Origin of the sequence: Chengkuizengella marina, from assembly GCF_009910845.1 — a bacterium.
GTDB lineage: Bacteria > Bacillota > Bacilli > Paenibacillales > KCTC-33759 > Chengkuizengella > Chengkuizengella marina.
The window spans coordinates 23,243-46,909 of record NZ_SIJB01000040.1 but is presented as its reverse complement, the minus strand read 5'-3'; the positions used below and the strand labels follow the sequence as shown (position 1 = coordinate 46,909).

The window sequence follows — 23,667 nt, the reverse complement described above, 5'->3', positions numbered from 1 at the left end:
AAAGACGTTACCTAAACCAGACTTAGAGATAGATACAGATGTTGAGAATGAGCTGCCTAGGAATGAAATAGAGAAAAGACTTGCTGGAATTTGGTCTGAAGTACTAAAGGTTGAACAAATAGGCATTAATGATAATTTCTTTTATATAGGAGGTCATTCTCTTAAGGTTTCGACACTTTCATATAGAATACATAAAGAATTTAATACTGCTATGCCTATTTGGAAAATTTTTCAATTAAGTACATTGAAACAACAAGCAGAATACATTCAAGGAGCAAGTAAGAATATGTATTCAGATATTGAGAAAGCACCTAAAAGAGATTATTATCAAGCATCACCAACTCAAAAAAGACTATTCATTCTTAATCAGTTTGAAGAATCAGGCACAGAGTATAATATGCCTGTAATTATAAAATTAGATGGAGATTTAGACACTGGTAAGATAGAAGATATATTTAGGAAACTAATTAAAAGACATGAAGTAATCAGAACATCCTTTGAAATAATAGATGGACAAATTATACAAAAGATACATGAAGAAATAGATTTCACTATTGAATACATTAAAGGTGATAATAAGAATGAACAAAATATAATCGATAAGTTCATTAGACCTTTTGATTTGTCTAAGCCCCCCCTTTTGAGAGTAGCAATATTGGATTCAACTGAAGATAACAATATTTTAATGGTTGACATGCATCATATTATTTCTGATGATAGCTCAATGAAACTCTTGGTAGCTGAATTTATTCAGCTGTACAATGACGAAATACTTGAACCATTGCGTATCCAGTATAAGGATTATGCTGCTTGGCAAAATCAAATGATGTACTCGGAGAAGATGCATGCTGAGCGTGATTATTGGCTAGAGGTTCTTAATGGAGAGATCCAAGTAATAGACTTGCCTATAGACATGAAACGTCAATTGGTAAAGAGTTATACAGGAGAAACACTTTCATTTATGGTTAATCCAGAAATAGCTATTAGACTTGAAGAAATTGCTAGTAGAGAAGGAGCTACTGTATATATGTTATTCTTTGCTGCATTCACAGTGTTGCTCTCCAAATATTCAGGTCAAAATGATATTATCATTGGAACACCATTATCGGGCAGAACACATGATAATTTGGAAGGGATTATGGGTATGTTTGTCAATACTCTGCCTTTAAGAAGTTATCCGAATGATAAAAAGACATTTGTAGAGTATCTTCACGAGGTAAAAGTTGGTACAGTTAGTATGATTGAAAATCAAAATTATCCTTTAGATATTTTATTAGATGATTTAAAAATTAAGCGAGAAGCAGGGAGAAATCCATTATTTGACGTACTCTTTACTTGGCAGGAAGAACAGATTAACCAGTGGAAGATAGAAGGAGCGACTTATAGAGTCGAACCTTACTATAATAAGGTCGCTAAATTTGATCTAACCTTAAAAGGGTATAAAAGTGAGTCAGGTATTAAATGTGATTTTGAGTATAATACCCAACTTTTTAAAGTTGAAACTATTGAATTAATGTGTGAGAGGTTTTCAACATTGTTGGAAAGTATCTCTGCAAAGAGTACAGCACAGATTTATGATTTAGATTGGTTAACGAAATTTGAAAAGCAACTTGCTGTTGTTGAGGATATTAATTTTAATTTTTAAAGTGTGAAGTTGACAGAAAATATTTATCCGGGTGTAATGATATATGAGTAGTTTGTAAGGAGAGGTTGAGATGAACGAACACACTAAAGTAAAAATTATTGAGGAATATTGGCTAAATCGTCTTAATGGACGATTACCTAAAATAAATTTACCTATTTTTCAACAAACTAAATCTAGGAGTGAGAACCTACGGGGAAATGTTAAAATTGAACTGCCAGTTGAGATAAGGAATGTACTAAAAAAGGTTAGCAATGGGTCAGATATAGCTTTATTAATTTTGGTTCTTACTGGCTTGCAAGTTGGACTTCATCGATATACAGGATTAGAAGATTTGGTTATTGGGACTGTTCCACCGAAGAAAGCTTCTGAATCAAGTTCGGTCATTTTTTATCGTAATTTGTTAAGTAAGACTGAGAGCTTTAAGGAATTGGTATCAAATACAAAACAAATCTTGTTGGAAGGATTTGCGTATAGTCAGTACAACTTTGCTGAATTGTTTGCAAAATTACAGGAAAGAAATGCCCCTGAACCTTGCGAAATTTTAAATGTGGCTTTGATTTATAATCGTATACAGAGTCGTGTTCCTGAGCTGGAACAATTTGAGCTGTTGTTTATATTAAATGAAATTGATGAAATACTGCATCTTACAGTAGAGTATAACGCATTGAAATATGAAGAAGAATTGATTAATCTTTTTTGTAATAATTTATTGAAAATATTGAGTAGCATTCCTGATAATTTAGAAAAGTATATTGGACAAATTGATATTTTGAGTGAGGAAGAAAGAAAGGGAATTTTTCATTTAAATAAAACAGAAGGGACTTATCCGTTGAAAACCTTGCATGAGTTATTTGAAGATCAGGTTGAGAAAACGCCTGACCATATAGCATTGGTTTATCGCAAGCGGGAAATGACTTACCGGGAAATAGATGAACGATCTAGTAGGTTAGCAACCATACTAAATGAAAAGGGAGCACGTCCTGGAAAGATTGTAGGACTTTTGTCGAACATATGTCATGAGTTCGTAATAGGTATCTTAGCTGTTTTAAAAACTGGGGGAGCTTATATGCCGTTGAATCCAGAAGACCCTTCTGATCGCATTAATTATATGTTGACTAATAGTGGGGCAGAAATGATCTTATATGAGACAGCATTGAGGGATAAGGTTAATACAAATTCTCTTCTAGTAGAGCTTAAGGATTATCCTAATGCTTTGGAAGTAGAAGAAAATTTTGCAACTCTGGAGAATCTAGCTTATGTAATCTACACTTCAGGTTCGACTGGTCAACCCAAGGGTGTGATGATAGAGCATCGTAATGTTATTAATCAACTGATTGGATTGAAAAAAAGGTACATGTTATTAGATGATTCAAAACATATTTTACTTGCAGCGCCAACTTTTGACCCATCGATCCAGCAGATTTTTTGGCCACTATTAATGGGGGGGCAACTTCATTTGGTAGACAATACTGTGAAAAATAATCCACGGGAGCTATTGAAGTATATTGTGGCAGAAAAAATTGATGTGGTAAATACAGTACCTTCTTTGATGAATCTTATGCTAAACTATGCCGATGCTTATCCGGAAACCCAATTTAAAATGATTATTATTGCAGGTGAGGTCTTCTCTATTGAGCTTTATAAACGGATAAGAGAAAGTTTTAACGTAGACATGCTAATTAATATCTATGGACCTACAGAGGCAACGATAAATACAACGATTTATGAGTGTAATGAAGCTGAGATGAGGTCGAGTATTCCAATTGGTCTTCCTTTGATGAATTACAGTGTCTGGATTCTTGATGAAGAAGCAAATTTGCTCCCCTTAGGTGTACCGGGAGAAATATATATATCGGGCACTGGACTAGCTCGTGGTTATATTACTAATCCAGAGCTCACTAAAGAAAAATTTATTCATTGTCCTTTTAGAACAAGTGAGAGAATGTATCGTACTGGAGATATAGCACGTTATTTACCTGATGGAAATATTGAATTTGTAGGAAGAGTTGATCACCAGGTGAAAATTAACGGGATTCGAATTGAATTAGGTGAAATTTCAACAAATATAGTTTTACATCCTGCAGTGCAAGAGGCAGTTGTTTTAGATTGTAACGGTTCTTATTTGTGTGCTTTTATTATTTGTGATGAGGAAGTAGAAGGACTGAGGCTTAAAGAATTTTTAAGTCAGAGATTGCCTCTTCCTATGGTTCCTTCTACTTATATTAAAATTGATTCCATACCTTTAACTGCCAACGGTAAAATAGATAGAAAGGTTCTATTACAATTACAAGAAGTATCACGATTAAAAACACCTTATTTTGCTCCAGAGGATGAGATAGAGCGAGAGTTGATAATTATCTGGCAACAGATTTTAGAATTAGACCGTGTCGGTATACTGGATAATTTTTATGAGTTAGGTGGTAATTCTTTAAAGACAATTACAATGATTGCTGAGATTCATAAAAAATTTGAGGTTAAATTGGAAGTAGCTGAGATATTTGCTGCTTCAACAATTCGTGAGATTAAGAAGCTAGTTAGTTCTAAAAATAGGACTGAATTTCAAGGTATTCAACCTATTGATAGTCTGGAATATTATGAGATAACTCCTTCACAAAAGCGAATGTGGATTATGGATGAACTTAAAAGTCAAGGTGAAACTTATAATATTTTTGCAGCATATCATTTAGCTGGCCAATTGCAACTCCCCTTTTTTAAAAGATCGCTAAAGACTTTGCTGGTAAGACATGAGAGTTTTAGAACTACTTTTTTAAAGGTGGATGGGGAAGTTAAACAGAAAATTCATCAATCGATAGATGTTCCACTGGATTATTTAGATTTCCGAAATTATTCTGATGCAGAAACACGTGCTAGAGAAGTGGCTGAAAAAGAATCAGTAACAGTTTTTGATTTAGAAACTGGTCCTTTAATTCGCATTAAGCTTATTAGACTTGACGAAGAAAGACATGTCTTTTTACTTACCTTGCACCATATTATTGCAGATACATGGTCAATGAGGATTATTTTTAAAGAATTATTATCACTTTACGAAGCGTTTTCTACTGGAATAAAGAATCCTTTTACTGATTTGCGTTTGCAATATAAAGATTATGCAAATTGGCTCAATAATTATCATACAGGAGATCATTTACTTAAAAATGAATCTTACTGGTTAAAGAAACTTGGGGGAGATTTACCTGTAATTGATTTACCATCCGATCGCTCACGAAAAGAGATTAGAGGCACAAAAGCAAAGATGATATTCTTTACCTTGCAAGAGGAAATGGTGGAAAAGATTGATGAAATATCTCAAAAAAATAACCTGACATTATTTATGACATTATTCACGAGTTACGCTATTTGGCTCTATAAATATACGGATGAACGAGATATTATAGTGAATTGTCTTACTGCTGGAAGGAATCACAAAGATCTTGAGAGTATAGTTGGATTCTTTGTGAACACCTTACCTATAAGAGTGAAGGTTAATCATGAAGATACATTTATAGAATTACTTATTAAAGTGAAGAAGGATACGTTAGGTTCCTATGAACATCAGTTATATAATTTTGATCAGATTGTTGATAAATTAAAGGTCAAGAGGAATTTAAACCGCTCGCCGATTTCCGATATTGATTTTAGCGTAGGAGAAGAGATATATAGAAATGAAATGGATCAATTAACTGAGTTGCAGATTGACAATTTTCATGTGTACAGAAAGCAAGATCAAATTATTAATGTGGATATATCTTTTGAATTTATTCGTACAGAAAAAGAAATTAAAGCTTCTATTAAATATAATACTGACCTTTTTGATAAACCCCGTGTTGAACTAATGAAGAAACGGTATCTGAATCTTTTGGAAAATCTTCTCAATAAACCGGAAGTGAAAGTCGGTGAATTAGATTTTTTGATTGCTGAAGAGCATGAGTTAGAAAGAACAGTGAGTATTGATTTCGATCTTTAATTTACAGCGAGGAGGTATATCTAAATTGGAATGTACACAAATTGAAGAACAATTGATTGAACTAATAGAAGAAGTATTGAATATAGATGAGGTTGAAAAAGAAGATGATTTTTTTGATTTAGGAGGTGATTCCTATGACGCAACAATACTTCTTTCTGCAATACTTGAAAAGTTTGAAGTCGAAATAGAATTAAGTCACCTTTTTAATTATTCTGTTATTGAAGAACTGGCCTCCTTTATTTTAAAACATGCAGATAAGGTTAGTGGGGAGGCATATATACCAATTAAGCCGTTACAAGTTAGAAAAGCTTATGACTTATCCTCAGTGCAAAAAAGAATGTATGCATTAAACCAATTTGAACTAGATGTAGCCGGATATAATGTAAGTAGGGTGAAGCTGATTGAAGGTGAAATTGATTTACAGAGGTTTCAACATGCTCTGGAAGAATTGGTGAATCGTCACGAAATCCTAAGAACCTCCTTTGTCTTAGATGGTAATGAACCCAAGCAGAAAATTCATGACAATGTAGTAATTGAATTAGAATATCAGGAAGTGTCTGAAGAGGAAATCGTTCAATTTGCAGATCAGTTTATAAGACCATTTGATGTTTCCAAAATATCACTTTTAAGAGTTGCCTTATTGAAATGTACTGATGAAAGACATATTTTCATTATTGACATGCACCACATAATTTCTGATAAAACTTCCATAGATATTTTTATCCGGGATTTGATTTATCTATATTCTGGATTAGACTTACCAGAATTAATGGTGCAATATAAGGACTATGCATCTTGGCAAAATAAGCTTTATTCTTCTAATATCCATAAACAGCAGGAAGAATTCTGGATGGAAACCCTAAAAGCTCCATTAGCTGATCTAAAACTTCCTCTCGATCATTCTCGTCCAGTCTTACTTAACTTTCAAGGGGATCGGTTGGATTTCTCAATAGAAAAGGACATGACTAACAGGCTACGTCAAATTGCAAAAGAGGAAAATGCTACACTTTTTATGGTTCTCCTTTCTGCTTACATTTTGCTTTGGTATAAATACACAGGGCAAGAAGATATTGTTATCGGTTCACCTGCTTCAGGGAGATTGCATCCTGATGTACAGGAAATGATCGGAATCTTTATTAATACATTGCCTATTCGTACTTATCCTCAAGGAAAAAAGTCTTATAGAAACTTTTTAAATGAATGTAGAAAAATAAGTCTTAGTGCTTTTGCTAATCAACAGTATCCTTTTGAAAAGATAGTGGAAAAACTAGCTATTCAGCGTGAAATGGGTCGAAATCCTATATTTGACTTGTGTTTCAATATGATTGGAGAAGAGGACTATCAATTTTCGAACTGCTCATTGAGGATAAGACCATATAAATATTTAAGAAAACGTGCAACATTCGATCTAACTCTTGTGGCATGTGAAACAAAGGATACAGTGGAGTTTGAATTTGAATATCGTACAATGCTATTTCAAAAGAATTCAGTTAAAACTTTTGTCGAGGACTATTTGGGGATTTTAAGTCAAATCTGTCTAAAACCAGACAAGATTTTAAGTGATTTTAATATTGTAAATTCTTTAAATAGCAATAACAGTAAATATTTTAAACTTAAACATGAATGTCTAAGTACAGTTAATCTACAGAAAAGTTTGATAAACTATAAAGCTACTAAACTAGATACGTCTAAATCAGGTGTGATGCCATTTAGTAAGCCAGTTCAATATTTTTTTGAAGAACAAGCGGCAAAACATCCAGAGAGAGTGGCAGTAGTGGCTTATGGAAAAGATATTAAATATGGAGAACTAAATAAAAGGGCTAATCAACTGGCTAAACTTTTGAGGAAAAGAGGAGTCAGACCAGATCAAGTAGTTGGACTAATGATGGACCGTTCAATAGAAATGATTACTGGAATGCTTGCAATTCTAAAAGCGGGTGGTGCTTATCTCCCGATAGATCAAAATTCCCCTAAAAATCGTTTCTATGAAATGTTATATGATAGTAATGTTTATATTTTACTGACTAAAGAAAAAATACTAAAACAAAGGCCGTGGATTGTAGATATTGTTCAGACGATGAGTGAGCAGAGGAACTTAGAGGTTGTTAGGATAGATAAACTGATTGATGAACTTGTGGCTGAATCCAGTGTAAATATAGAATCGATCAGTAAAGCTGATCATCTCGCTTATGTAATCTATACTTCAGGTTCAACAGGAAATCCAAAAGGGGTAATGATTGAACATAGAAACTTAATAAATTTAATGAATGGACTTAAAGAAAAAGTGTACAGCCATCATTCAGCATATTTAAAAATTAGCCTTGTAGCCTCCTATGTTTTTGATGCTTCAGTACAACAAATATTTGCTGCACTGACACTTGGACACACTTTATACATTGTACCAGATGATGTTAAATTAGATCCGATAAAATTAGGGGGATTTTACCGTGAACATGATATTGAAATCTCTGATGGCACTCCAGCACATTTAAAGATTTTACTCAGTGCAGAATTGGAGAATGGGGTTAAGATACCAGTCAAACATTTTCTGATAGGTGGAGAGGCACTGCCTGCAAAGTTGGCAGAAAATTTTTTGAGGAAAGTGGTTGAGAATGGGGCGTTGATCACTAATGTATATGGTCCTGCTGAATGTTGTGTGGATGTTACCGCTTATACATTTGATGTAAATTTTAATAAGGTAAATGATTTAACTATTGTTCCTATTGGAGAACCGTTATTTAATATTCAAATCTATATCCTTGGCGAATCTGGTCAGATTTTACCAGTTGGAGTAACGGGTGAATTATATATCGGGGGAAAAGGTGTAGGTCGAGGATATATAAACGGAAAAAATTTAACTGATGAGAGGTTTGTATCTAATCCCTTTAAATTGGATGAGCGGATGTACCGAACAGGGGACTTGGCAAAATGGCTTCCAAATGGAAATATTGAGTTTCAAGGACGAATAGACCACCAGGTGAAAATCCGAGGGTATCGTATAGAACTGGGTGAAGTAGAAAATCAAATTTTACAACATCCTGCAGTGAGAGAAGTAGTGGTGATAGATTTTCTTGATGCGTCTAGTAATAAGAGTCTTGTAGCATATCTCGTCAGTGATCGAGAAATGCCATTGATGGAGTTTAGAGATTTCCTTGGTGTGGCATTACCTGAATATATGATTCCATCATATATTGTTTATATGGCATCTATTCCTTTAACGGTTAATGGAAAAGTTGACCGTCAAAGTTTACCAGACCCACAACAAAATATTAGGAGAATAATTGAATATTCTGCCCCGCGTAATGAAGTGGAAAAAATACTCGTTAAGACCTGGCAAGAAGTTTTGGGTGTTGAACAATTAGGTATCCATGATAATTTCTTTAACCTTGGTGGGGACTCTATTAAGGCAATTATAATTGCAGCTCATTTGCAAAAATATCAGATGAAAGTGAGTATGACCACATTTTTTCAAAATCCAACGATTGCTGAGATAAGCAGTTATGTGAAAGTGAACCGACGTAAGATTGACCAAAACATTGTTGATGGAGCTGTACCACTAACGCCCATTCAACATTGGTTCTTTGAACAGGATTTTGCCATGATGAATCACTGGAATCAAGCAGTATTGCTATTCTCACATGATGAGTTGGTTCCAGAATACATAGAAGAAGTATTTACTAGGATTCTTGAGCATCATGATGCCTTAAGGATGGTCTATTCCACAGAAAAAAAGCAAATACTACAGTGGAACCGTGGAGTTCAGAGTGAACTTTTCCAATTACATGTCTTTGATCTAAAGGAGGAGTTTAACGAAAAAGATGCTATGTCCTTGAAAGAGAAAGAACTCCATAGAAAAATTGACTTAGTGAATGGCCCTCTAGTGCAATTGGGGATTTATAAACTTAATGAAGGTCATTATTTGCAAATTATTATTCACCATCTAGTGGTAGACGGGATATCATGGAGAATTTTACTGGAAGATATTAAGAATGGTTATGTATCTCTTATGAATGGAGAAGAAATTATTTTTCCAGAAAAGACTGATTCTTTTCAAAAGTGGGTAAGTTGCTTAGATGAATATTCAAAGAGTAGAGAATTATTATTAGAGTTAGATTATTGGAAGAGGATTGAAGATAAAATACTGCCAGAAATACCGAAGGATGATCCAGAGCCCAAAATGTTTGAAACAAAGGAGACATCTTTAGACAATACATTTAATATGCTATCAATAGAATTTACATATGAATGTACGGATAATTTATTAAAAAAAGCCAATAAGGCTTATAATACCGAGATTAATGATTTGTTATTAGTGGCGTTGATATTGACAGTACATCAATGGGGTGGAATAGATAGGTTCGCACTTGATCTAGAAGGTCACGGACGTGAAGAAGTTATACAAGACATTGACATCTCTCGTACTGTTAGTTGGTTTACTTCTATGTATCCTATAGTACTAGAATATGCAAATGTAGAACTTCCTGAACAGATTAAGTTAACTAAAGAAAGATTAAGGGAGATTCCAAATAAGGGAATTGGATATGGTATTCTCAAATACTTAACTCCTACTAAATTAAAGATGAGTAATAAGTTTAAATTGGAACCTGAGTTCAGTTTTAATTATTTGGGTCAGTTTTCTACTGAAACAGATGCACAATTTCATTTAGTGCGAATGCCGTATCTTTCTAAAACAGATTTTAAAAATAGTCACGCTTTACATTTCTTTAGTTTTGTCGCAAATGGAAAGTTGCAGATGATATTGAATTATAACATTATTCAGTTTAAAGAGAGCACTGCTCAAAAAATATTAGAGTTTTATCAAGATAATCTATTGCAAGTCATTAATCATTGTCTTGGTAGAGAAGAGTCAGAACTGACCCCTTCAGATTTGACTTATTCAGATTTGTCCATGGAAGAATTGGACGAGTTATCTGACCTAATCAACTAACAAGGAGGACGGAGTAATGCAAAAGAATAAAATCAAAGATGTTTATCCATTGACACCTATAGAGGAAGGGATTTTATTTCACTCTATTCTTTCTGATGAGTCGAGGAACTATTTTGGTCAAATTATACTTGAGTTAAATGGTCGGTTAGAACACGAGAAAATAGAGAGAAGTTTCAACCTGCTTTTCGAGCGGTATGATGTTTTGAGGGCCATCTATGTATACGATAAAGTGAAGCATCCACTTAAAGTCATTCCAACAGAGCGCTATTCCAAGGTTGAATTTTTTGATTTGACCGATCTAGATGGAGAGACACAGGAAGCAAAAATAGAGAAGTACAGACTAAAGGACAACTCTCGTGGTTTTGATCTAGCAAAAGACCCATTGATACGCCTTGCTGTTTTTCAATTAACAAAGGAGCAAGCAAAAGGGATTTTCACCATGCATCACATCTTAGTTGATGGATGGAGTACAGGGATTTTGCTCAATGAATTACAGCAGATTTATCACAGTCTATTAAATGATCTACCTTTGAAATTAAATCAAGTTTCTCCTTATAGTAATTACATCAAGTGGTTAGATAAAAGAAATAAAAAAGAAGCAAGCAATTACTGGAAGAAGTATTTGGACGGTTATGAAAGTTTAGCCCAAGTCCCACCGTCTTATGAAGGTAACTCTGAAGATTATAAACATGGGGAATATTGGTTTCACTTAGGTAAGGAAATAAGCACTACACTAAAATCACTTGCAAACCAAATGCAAGTTACTTTGAATAGTCTTTGTCAAACTGCTTGGGGTATTTTGCTCCAACGATATAACAATACTGAGGATATCGTTTTTGGAGCAGTAACAACTGTGCGGCCATCGGATGTATTAGGAATCACACAGATGCCTGGAGTATTTATCAATACTATACCCGTGAGGATAAACAATAGTGCATCTAAATCCTTTACTACACTTGTGAAAGATGTACAAATGGATCTAAAGGAAGCCGAACAGTTCGCTTATTATTCATTAGCGGATATTCAGTCTGGTTCTGAATTAAAACAAAACCTCTTTGACCATATTATGGTCTTCGAAAACTATCCGATTCAATCTGTTATAGAGTCAATTGGTGAACCTTTTTCACTAAAAAAGGTTAAAACGTATGAACGGACTAACTATCGCTTTAATATTGAGTTTTATCCAGATGAAGATTTGAGGGTGAAAATACTCTACAATACTGAGCTATATGATCATAAATTTATCGAAAGTATAGCTGGGCATGTAAAGAAGTTAATGGCGAGTATAATTGATAACCCAGACATTCCGGTGAATGCCTTTGATTTCATACCCAAAGAAGAACTAGAACAAATTCTCTATGGACTTGGTGGGCCGACGAAAGATTTTCCACAGGAAATGACTGTTTATCACTATCTTGAAAAAGAGGCATTAAAAAATCCTCAAAAGCAGGCTTTAATATATAATGACGAGACTTTGAGTTATAGTGAACTGAATGCCAGAGTGAATAAATTTGCTCGATTCGTTTTGAAATACTTGCTTCAAATGGGGAGATCACAGTTAAACATTGACTTGGACAAGCAGGTACAATCTGCTGTGCGGACAGAACCGTTAATAGCAATCATGCTCGAACGTTCCCCGATGATGGTGGAAGCGATTCTTGCGACTTGGAAAACAGGAGGAGCATATATTCCAATTGACAGGGAGTATCCAGTCCAACGGGTGTTAGATATTCTAACTGATTCAGGAGTAAAAGTTCTTATTACTAAATCATCTTTTGTTAATGAAGAATTACGATCAGCTTTTTTGGGTGAAATTATAGAAATAGACAATATAGAGGGAACTATTAAGGATGCAAATTCGGAAAATCTTGATTTAGTATACAATCCTAATGGGTTGGCATATGTCATTTACACATCTGGCTCTACAGGAAAACCAAAAGGGGCTATGGTGGAGCACCTAGGGATGATGAACCATATGCATGCAAAAGTGAATGATTTAGAAATGACTAAAAATAGTGTAGTTGCTCAAAATGCTTCACATTGTTTTGATATTTCTGTATGGCAGTTCTTTAGCTCTATGCTGACGGGTGGTAAGGTAATTATTTATCCCAAAGAAATCACCCAAGATCTGGAGATATTTATTGAAAAAATAGAAAAAGATAGAATAACTGTTTTAGAGGTGGTTCCTTCATTTATGTCTGTAATGATAGAACATCTGAAACAGAGAATAGAAGGAAATACCTTTGCTCAGATGCGTTATCTCTTAGTTACTGGTGAAGTGATTAAGCCTAATTTAGTGAATAGATGGTTTCAACTATTTCCTGAAGTTTCTGTCCTTAATGCATATGGACCAACAGAAGCTTCAGACGATATTACCCATTTTAAAATGGAGTTTGACCCTAAATGTAATACAGTACCAATTGGTAGACCATTACCAAATTTCAATATTTATATTACCACTCCCGATATGAAACTTTGCCCAATTGGAGTTAAAGGAGAAATCTGTGTTTCTGGTTTAGGTGTTGGACGTGGCTATTTGAATAATCCAGATAAGACCCAGAATGTTTTTATGGAAGATCCATTTTTAAATGAAAAAGGGCGAAGACTTTACAAAACTGGTGATTTAGGTAGATATTTACCTAATGGCAATATTGAATTTTTCGGACGTAAAGATTATCAAGTGAAAATTCGTGGTTTTCGTATTGAACTTGGGGAAATAGAAAGTCAATTGGTCAGAGATTCTGCGATAAAAGAGGCAGTAGTTATTGATCGTGATGACCATGAAGGTAATAAATATCTTGTGGCTTACTATGTCACTGATCAAGAGCTTTCTATAGAGCATATCAAAAAAAATAGTTTAAGTGATCTACCAAGTTATATGATTCCTTCTCATTTTGTACGATTATTGAATATACCTTTGAACAGCAATGGAAAGATTGATCGAAAAGCATTACCTGAACCAAAGACCAGTGAGATGGTAGTGCATGATTCTTTTGCTGGCCCAACAAATGAATGGGAAGAGGACATGTCGGCCATTTGGTCTGAAGTTCTAGGTCTATCTGAAGTTAGTATCTTTGACGATTTTTTTGAACTGGGAGGTCACTCTTTAAAAGCAACACAGGTTGTTTCAAGGGCACGAAAGAAATGGGATATTGAATTGAAGCTGAAGGATTTATTTAACAATCCTACTATTGCTATGTTTTCAAAGCTTATGCAATTCCAGACTTCAACTTTTGATGAAATTATTAGCTTGCCAGAGCGTGAATATTATGAAACATCATATTCACAGAAACGGATTTGGATGCATGGACAGCTTGATGAAGATGTGACCATTTACAATATTGTGTTAGGTTATTTACTGGAAGGAAGCCTTAACATTGATGCACTGAATGAAGCACTTTGTACTGTGGTAGAACGTCACGAAATATTGCGAGCTAATTTTAAAACTTACGATGGTGACTTGAAATTTGTGATTAATCCCAGCCATTCATTTAACTTACAGTGTGAGGACTTACAAAATGAAGATGATTGGGAATTGGTTGTTCAGAGAGAAGCACAGAAGGAACTTAGACGCGTTTTTGATCTTGAAAAGGGTCCATTATTTGTAGTTAAGCTTTTAAAAATTTCTGATAATAAAGCAGTTATTAAGATCATTACTCATCATATCATTTTTGATGGCTGGTCTGCAGGTATTTTAATTAAAGAAATGTTAGCTATATATAGATCTATATTAAATGGTGAGAAGATTGCCCTCTCTGTACTGCCCATAAATTACCGTGATTACGCAGCTTGGTATACCGGGTTATTATCTAGTGATCAGATGAATCGAGAGCGCTCTTTTTGGCTCAATTCATTTAAAGATGGGATTCCACAGCTGAATTTAATGACAGATAAACCGCGTCCATTACAAAAGACTTTTAACGCTCGAAAACTTCGTTATCTTATTTCAGATGAAGTAATAACAGAAGTTAAGGCTCTAAGTCAGAAACTTGGCGTCACTTTATTTATGACTTTGTTAGGTGCAGTACAAGTTCTACTTGCAAAATATACAAAAGAGACAGAAGTAGTTATTGGAACTGACATTGCTGGACGGAATCGTGAAGAGTTGGAAGGTTTGATTGGTTTATTTATTAATACACTCGCTTTACCATTGAAAATAGAACCTGAAGATAGATTTATTGATCTAGTTCCTCGAGTAAAACAAGTTCTTTTAGGAGCATATGAACATCAAAATTATCCATTTGACCAGTTGGTAACTGACTTAAAAATTAAACGTGATCCAGCTCGTTCTCCGCTATTTGATGTGATGGTTTCTATGGATAATCTTCCAAATCATCCGTATAATGCAGGTGGAATTAAAATAAGCGAGTACCCGATTCAGATTGAGCGATCTTATTTTGAATTGTTGTTTATTTTTAAAGAGGGAACCAATGGGTTCACAGGAAGCATTTCATATAATACTGACCTGTATCGTTCTGCAACGATTGAACTAATGCAGCTTCGTTTTCAGGCTTTGTTGAAAGATATTGCTGCTTCTCCTGAAAAGAAAATTGAAGAACTAAATTATTTAACTGAAGAGGAAAGAAGTATATCTAGTACAGCAGATGTAGAATTTGATTTTTAATGGAGGATATATTGGATGATAAATAATACTCAAAATAATATACTTGAACAAATCAGTGAAGAGTACTGGTTACAGAAATTTTCGGATGATATACCTATAACCTCACTTTTAAAGTTTAATCAGGATAAACAAACTCTAGGAGGGAGGAAAAGTTTAACTATTCCTTTGCCAGATAAAGTATATGAGCCACTGATGAAGATTTGTAAAAACTCAGATTTGGGTTTTTACATCTTTCTTTTGACTGCATTAAACGGAGTGCTTTCTAAATATGGTAAGGAAGAGACTCTAGTCGGAAGTACTGGTTTCAAAGGGGAGAAAAACTTTACATCTAATAACTTACTATTTTTACGTAATACAATTTTCTCAAATCAAAGTTTCAAAGAAGTGTTAGGAACTGTAAAAAAAACGGTGTTAGATGCTATGAAGTATCAAATATATCCAACGGAAAATCTAGAGGAGAAATTGAGCCAGCGTGGTCTATATGTGGATGATCTATTCCATATAGCCTTTATTTCAGAGAATATTCATGAACGGTCTGAAGTTCTTAACCGTTTTGATATAGTAATTACTTATATAGACAAACCTAGTCGGGCTCTGGCTGTTAATTTTGTAGGAGATATTTACGAAGAGGTATTAATTACTCAATTTATTCAACATTTTATAAACTATTTACAATTAATACCCGAACACTTTAACTATCCATTGAATGATATAAACATTCTTACGGACGAAGATATGGATCTTATTATCCATCGATTTAATGGAACGAATCGTGACTTTCCAAGCGATACTGTCTTTCAGCAGTTATTTGAAAACCAGGTAGAAAAGACACCCTCTGCAATAGCGGTAGAGTATGAAGGGAAAAAGTTATCTTACGATGCTCTTAACAAAGAAGCTAACAAGCTTGCACATCTATTGAGGGAAAAAGCAGTAACTCGTGATCATGTTGTGGGTATCCTCTTTGAGCGTTCACACGACATGCTAATCGCAATACTTGCTGTCTTCAAAGCAGGTGGTGCATATATTCCGATTGATACTAACTATCCTAATGAACGAATTAAAACAGTTCTTGATGAATCTAGAACCCAATTTCTTCTTACAAATACGAGTGCCATAGAGGACATTAACAATTTTTATGCAGAAATAGCATCTGGAACAACTTTGGAATATATTGTTAGCATGGATAACTTAGAGTCTCTTGATACTTCTAATCAGATTTTCCGTACACATAGAATAGCTGCCTGTTTAATAGAAGGAAAAGATATTAATATTTCAAAAGATATGGTTTTCTGTTACGGGGAATTAGTTTTAAAAGGAGAAGAACTGATTCAAAGAGCAGGAAAACTTGCTCGTTTTTTAAAGAACATTTGTCCGAACACTTTAATCGGGCTTATGATAGAAAACCCAGTCTTTCAGATTATTGCATGTATTGCTTTGAAAGAAGCAAGATTGACTTTTCATGTTCATAATCCACTGTGTACATCTGAGGAGTTGATAAATACTCTTCATGATACATCGATTAAGCTTATTTTAAGCGAGAGTACTTTCTTGGATAAAGTTGACAGAGTACTCTGGGAATCTGAGACTATGGAGAGTTATATATTACTAGATGATTATATATTTACATCTGATCATACGGAATCACAATATAAAGAAATATGGAATCTAGTTGCTGAAGATTCTACTGAAGAGATTAATGATTATGGTTGGTCTAATAGTTATACAGATGAGAAGTTTAGCCATGAGGAAATGAATGAATACATTGAAAATTTTAAGTTTAAACTTCAACCTTATTTGAAGAGAGATACTAAGGTGTTTGAAATTGGATGTGGGCACGGACTTGTGCTTTTTAACATCGCTTCACAAGTAAAATATTATTTAGCTACAGATTTGTCAGAGGTAATTATAGAAAAGAATCGTCAAAGAGCAAGGCGTGAGGGATTGCATAATATCGACTTTCAAGCTATGTCTGCTGCAGGAATTAATCAAGCTAAGGAGACAGGTTTCGATCTCATCATTTGCAGTAGTGTAGTTCACTATTTTCCCAATACTCTTTATTTAGAGAAAGTAATTAAAAGTGCGATTGACCTTTTGAGCGATGAGGGAATTATTTATCTTGATGATGTGATGAATCTGACGAAGAAGGCTGAACTTATTGAGTCTGTTAAAAGTTATAAAAAGCAACATCCAGATGCCCCAGTGAAGCTCGACTGGGATAGTGACTTATTTGTGTCTAAAGAGTTTTTCCATTTATTACAGCACAAATATTCTGAAATTATTTCTTTTGAAGTCAGTAATAAATTTGGGGAAATAGATAATGAGTTAACCCGTTTTAGATTCGATGTGATAATAAAGGTTAAGAAAAATACTGTTGTTTCTACTTCCCAAGGTATTGATTTAAAGGGAGAAACGAATTTCGAGCATGTTATTCCTGCTGTTTATAGTAAAAATCGCTGGACAATACAAGATACATCCAAAACGTCACCAATATCAATAGAATGTTTTAGCTCAAGTATGCCTAGTGTAAATATTGGACAGGTACTTGATTTAAGTATAATGGATAAGTATAGTATGGAAAATCCAGAAATAATAAATAAACCATCAGATTTGAGTTATGTCATCTACACATCAGGCTCCACAGGAAAACCTAAAGGGGCGATGGTTGAGCATATAGGAATGATTAACCATTTGTATGCTAAAATCCATGAGACAAGTTTAAATGATGCGGATGTAGTAGTACAAAATGCTTCACATTGCTTTGATATATCTGTCTGGCAGTTTCTCTCCGCTTTAGTAGTAGGGGCAAAAACAGTGATTTACTCGAATGAGTTGATGTTAAATCCTGATCAGTTAATTAAACAAGTTCAAAAAGATCAAGTTACTATTCTTGAAGTAGTACCTACATACCTTGGAATACTTTTAGATATATTGGAGTATACGTCTGAAAAAAATCGAGAACTAATGAACCTGCAATATTTATTTGTTACTGGAGAAGTAGTTAAAAACTCGTTAGTACAACGCTGGTTTATCATGTATTCAGCAATAAAGATGGTTAATGCCTATGGTCCGACTGAAGCTTCTGATGATATTACACACTATGTGATGGAGCAGGCACCAGAGGAAGAGAGAATATCAATTGGCTACCCATTGCAAAATTTTAACATTTATATTGTTGATGCTAATCTCAAGTTATGTCCAGTTGGAGTGAAGGGCGAGTTGTGTGTGTCGGGCATAGGTGTTGGACGAGGATACTTAAATGATCCTGAAAAGACAGCTAAAGTATTTCTAGAAGATCCTTTTTGTGAAGAAAAAGGTGTTCGAATGTATAAAACTGGGGATCTAGCATGTTTCTTACCAGATGGAAGGTTGGAATTTTTTGGGCGTAAGGACTATCAAGTGAAAATTCGCGGATTCCGCATAGAATTAGGTGAGATTGAAAATAAACTAGCCCAATATGAGAATATTAAAGAGGCTGTAGTCATTGATAAGGAAAATGAAGATGGAAGCAAATATCTTATTGGTTATTATGTTGCGATAGGTGAGCCATCTATTTCCGAACTAAGAGATCATCTTACAATGAATTTGCCTGATTATATGGTCCCAGAATATTTTGTGCAATTAGAACAAATTCCATTAACGCCTAATGGGAAAATGGATCGTAAAGCATTACCAGACCCTAACATAAATGTAACTAGCAGAGTAGAATATGTAGCACATACTAATAAAATTGAAGAAAGCTTAGTTCAAATATGGATGGAAGTATTATCTGTTGAGAAAATTGGAATAAACGATAATTTTTTTGAAATTGGTGGACATTCACTTAGAGCAACAATGCTAGTTGGAAAGATACACAAGACATTTAACATTGATATACCTCTAAGAGAAGTATTCAGATTAACAACAGTTAAAGAGCAGGCAGAGTATTTATTAGGGGCGAAAGAGAGTATGTACAGTTCTATAGAAAAAGCACCTATACAAGAGTACTATGAAGCATCGTCAGCACAGAAAAGAACGTATATATTAAATCAAATTGATAGTGCACAGACAGCTTACAACTTACCATCTACAGTGATATTAGAAGGAAACGTTGATATTTATAAAATAGAAGAAACGTTGAGAAAAATTATAAGGAGGCATGAGAATCTACGTACTTCATTTGAAATGATTGAAGGAAGCATTGTGCAGAAAGTAGGGGAAGAAGTTGCATTTAGTGTTAAATATGAAGAAATTGAAACTAAATCAACCTATGAACAGGATAAAAAAATAAATGATCTAATCAATCAATTTATAAAACCTTTTGATTTATCTATTGCCCCTCTTTTAAGGGTTAATATTGTAAAAATGAATACCGGAAAGTATCTCATGATGTTCGATATGCATCATATTATTTCTGATGGAATATCAACGGGTATATTGATAGATGAGTTTGTTATGTTATATGCAGGTAAAGAACTACCAGAATTAATAATACAGTACAAGGACTATGCAGTATGGCAAAATGAACTTATAAGAAGTGGGGGATTAAAGGAACAAGAAAAATACTGGATGGAAGTATTTAAAGGGGAAATTCCAGTTCTTAATTTGCCATTAGATTATAGAAGACCTGTAGTACAAAATTTTGTAGGTAAAAAAACAGGATTTACAATAGATGTTAAATTGAAACAAAAACTGATGGATTTAGCAAAAATAGAAGGAGTGACAATGTATATGCTGTTGCTTGCAGGATATACAACATTGTTACATAAGTATACAGGTCAAGAGGATATCATAGTAGGCTCACCTATCGCAGGCAGAAGACATGATGATTTGAACAATATTATAGGTATGTTTGTAAATACATTGGCTATGAGGAATAATCCATCAGGGGAGCAGACTTTCAGAGAGTACTTAAGTAAAGTTAAAGATAATGCTCTAAAGGCATTTGAAAATCAAGATTATCAATTTGAAGAATTAGTTGAGAAGGTTGATGCTAATCGGGATATGAGTAGAAATGCATTGTTTGATACAATGTTAGCGTTCCAGAATACAGAAATTGCTGAGTTGGATATTGAAGGACTAAAGTTGTCACCGTATATAAGTGAGCATAACATATCAAAGTTTGATATAAGTATATACGTGGCAGAGTCAATGGATGGATTGGAAATTGTGATAGAGTATAGTACTGCTTTGTTTAAAGGTGAGACTATAGAACGTATGAAAGGACATCTAGTTAATGTTCTTAGAGAAGTAGTAGAAAATCCTGACACAAAGCTAAATAAAATAGAGATCATGACACCAGAGGAGAAAAATAGTGCGTTAAATGAACTCAATGATACCTATGTAGAGTATCCAAAGGATAAGACAATACATGAGTTATTTGAAGAACGAGTAGAGAAAGTACCGGAAAATATAGCAGTAGTATTAGAAGACAATCACCTTACATATAGTGAACTAAACGAGAGAGCGAACAGTTTAGTACGGGTACTAAGGAATAAAGGAGTAGTCCCAGATGAAATCGTAGGGATTATGGTGGAGAATTCAATAGAGTTGATAGTGGGGATTTTAGGCATATTGAAAGCAGGAGGAGCGTACTTACCTATAGACCCTTCACTTCCCCAAGAGAGAATTGAATATATGTTGAATGACAGTAACATGAAGATATTATTATCCCAAAGTGAGTTTTTAGAAAGCATTGACTTCCAAAGAGAAGTTATAAATCTTGAAAATGAAGAGTTGTACAAGTGTGAAAATAGTAATTTACAAAAGCAAGTAAACTCAGAAAACCTAGCTTATGTAACTTATACTCCTGATACAACAGGTAAACCTAAAGGTGTAATGGTTATGAATAAAGGACTGGTTAATTATATTACATGGGCAAACAAGGTTTATGTAAGGGGAGACAACATTGATTTTGCATTATATTCTTCTCTATCATTTGATCTAACAATTACATCCATATTTACACCTCTAGTTTCGGGTAATCGAATTGTGATTTATAAACAAGATGATAACGAAACAGTAATAAGAAAAGTATTTAATGAAAAGAGAGTGCAATTAGTAAAACTTACACCAGCTCACCTGGAGATTATCAAAGATATGGATCATAGTAATTCTAGTATAACTAGACTGATTGTAGGCGGAGAGGAACTAAAAACTAGTCTAGCAAATAGTATACATCTAAATTTTAAAGGTAATGTAGAGATTTATAATGAGTATGGTCCAACAGAGACGGTAGTTGGATGCATGATTTATAAATATAATTTTGAGAAAGACAATGATAAAACTATACCAATAGGAAAGCCCGCTGATAATATAAATATATATATTTTAGATGATAATATGAAAGTTTTGCCGATTGGAGTTTGTGGTGAAATATTTATCGGTGGAGAAGGAGTAGCAAAAGGATATTTAAATAGATTAGAACTCACAGAAGAAAAGTTTGTAGATAATCCATTTATGAATGGGACTAAGTTGTACAAAACAGGAGATTTAGCAAAGCGGTTATCAGATGGAAATATAGAATATATGGGAAGGATAGACCATCAGGTTAAAGTAAAAGGATATCGAGTAGAACTTGGTGAGATAGAAAGCAATCTGTTAAATTATGGAGTTATACAAGAAGCATTAGTTATAACGAGGGAAGATAAAACTGAAAGTAAGTACATTTGTGCCTATATAGTGGCAGAGAGTGATCTGAATGTATCTGAAATAAGAGAATTTTTATCAAAACAGCTACCTGATTATATGATACCTTCCTATTTTATCCAACTCGAAAAGATGCCACTAAATCCAAATGGAAAAATAGATAGAAATGGATTACCTAAACCTGCTGGAGAAACAAACAAAGGTGAGTACGTATCCCCTAATAATGAGGTACAAGAAAGATTGATAGAAGTATGGAAAGAAGTACTTGGAGTTTCCAGAATAGGAATAAAAGATAATTTCTTTGCACTAGGTGGTAACTCGATTAAAGCGATTCAAATTGTAACCAGGGCTAATCAAGAGAATATTATTATCTCTGTAAAAGATGTTCTTAGTTACCCAACTGTGGAGAGTATCATAGAAAATGTGGATTATATTAGAGAAAAAAATCAAGTTTCACAAAGTGAAGTAGTTGGAGAAATCTCATTGACTCCTATACAAAAATGGTTTTTTGAACAAAATTTTGAAAAGCCACATTACTGGAATCAGCAAAACTTTTTCACTATAAAAGACGATGTTGATTTGAACCTTTTAGAAAAGTCAATACAAAAAATTATTGAGCATCATGATGCATTACGAATTAACCTCAATTTTGTAAATGGAGAAGTTATAGCAAGGAATCGTGGTATCGACGAAGTAAAATTTAAGTTAGAAAAGTTCGACTTATCAACTCTCGATGGAAAAAAACAACTAACTGCACTTAAAGAGATTAGTGAAGATTTAAAGGATTCACTTGAACTAGAAAAAGATTTGTTTTTTAAAGTAGTGATCTTTGACTTGGGTAGCAGTGGTAAACGTTTGTTAATGAGTTCTCATCATTTGGTTATAGATGTAATATCTTGGCAGATACTCCTGAAGGATTTGCAATCTCTCTACTTCTCGAATCTTAATGGGGAACTACCAGCTAAAACTGTTTCTTTTAAAGAGTGGAGTGAGAAACTTCAGAACTATGCTAGAAGTAAATTGTTTGAAACCCATTACTGGCATAAAATAGATATTGCAGCTATTAACTCACTTTCAAGAGAATCTGTATATAAATTAAGCAGAGAAGATTATAAGAAGTTTAAAATAGAGCTTTCTGTAGAGTCTACACGAAAATTATTGACAGAAGTTAATTTTGCGTATAATACAGAGATAAATGACATTTTATTATCTGTACTTCTTTTGGCTTACACTGATGTTAGTGATAATAAAAATTTACTTCTTGAAATGGAAGGACATGGAAGAGAAGAATTTGAGCGAGATCTGGATGTATCGAGGACAATTGGTTGGTTTACTAATATTTACCCAGTCTTTTTTGAAAAGCAGCCTACTTTAGGAGAAACTATTAAATATGTTAAGGAAAGCTTGAGAACAATTCCTAATAAGGGTTTAAACTTTGGAATAGGCAGACACATTTTACAAGATCAATACTTAGAACAAATAAACCCTGAGATTTCCTTTAATTATATGGGGGAATTGGATGGTGTGTTACGTGAGAAGGGAGAAGTACTTTTAAGCAGTGCTGAGGAAGATTCCGGTGGAAGTGTGCATCCAGAGAATCATAGTACTCATCTCCTAGATTTGAGCGGCTTCATTATGGATAACAAGTTGCAGATGATAGTCCATTACAATTCACGTTACGTAAATGATGAAATGATGCAAAAATTTGCTGAATGTTATCCTCAGAGATTTGAGGATATTATCGACCATTGTATTGGACAAAAGCAGCAGACATTAACAGCTTCGGATTTCGGAGCGCAGGATAAACTGGATCAAGAGGGTTTTGACCTTTTGGCTCAAATATACGGAAAATAATTGACAGA

General features: G+C 34.0%; 5 protein-coding genes. All 5 read left to right on the top strand.

The window, feature by feature from the left end:
• A partial coding sequence (locus tag ERL59_RS17730; RefSeq protein WP_235929942.1) for a condensation domain-containing protein occupies nt 1-1,645 on the top strand: 1,645 nt, incomplete at its 5' end.
• 70 nt (nt 1,646-1,715) lie between these two features.
• Nucleotides 1,716-5,609: a non-ribosomal peptide synthetase gene (locus tag ERL59_RS17725; RefSeq protein WP_160647579.1), complete on the top strand. Its 3,894-nt coding sequence runs from the start codon at nt 1,716-1,718 to the stop codon at nt 5,607-5,609.
• A 25-nt stretch (nt 5,610-5,634) separates the two neighbouring features.
• Nucleotides 5,635-10,557: a non-ribosomal peptide synthetase gene (locus ERL59_RS17720; RefSeq protein ID WP_160647578.1), complete on the top strand. Its 4,923-nt coding sequence runs from the start codon at nt 5,635-5,637 to the stop codon at nt 10,555-10,557.
• A gap of 16 nt (nt 10,558-10,573) precedes the next feature.
• Entirely contained in the window at nt 10,574-15,181 is a 4,608-nt protein-coding gene (locus ERL59_RS17715) for a non-ribosomal peptide synthetase (RefSeq protein WP_160647577.1), read from the top strand.
• A gap of 15 nt (nt 15,182-15,196) precedes the next feature.
• Nucleotides 15,197-23,659, top strand: a complete 8,463-nt coding sequence (locus tag ERL59_RS17710) for a non-ribosomal peptide synthetase (protein ID WP_160647576.1) — start codon at nt 15,197-15,199, stop codon at nt 23,657-23,659.
• Nucleotides 23,660-23,667: the final 8 nt, after the last annotated feature.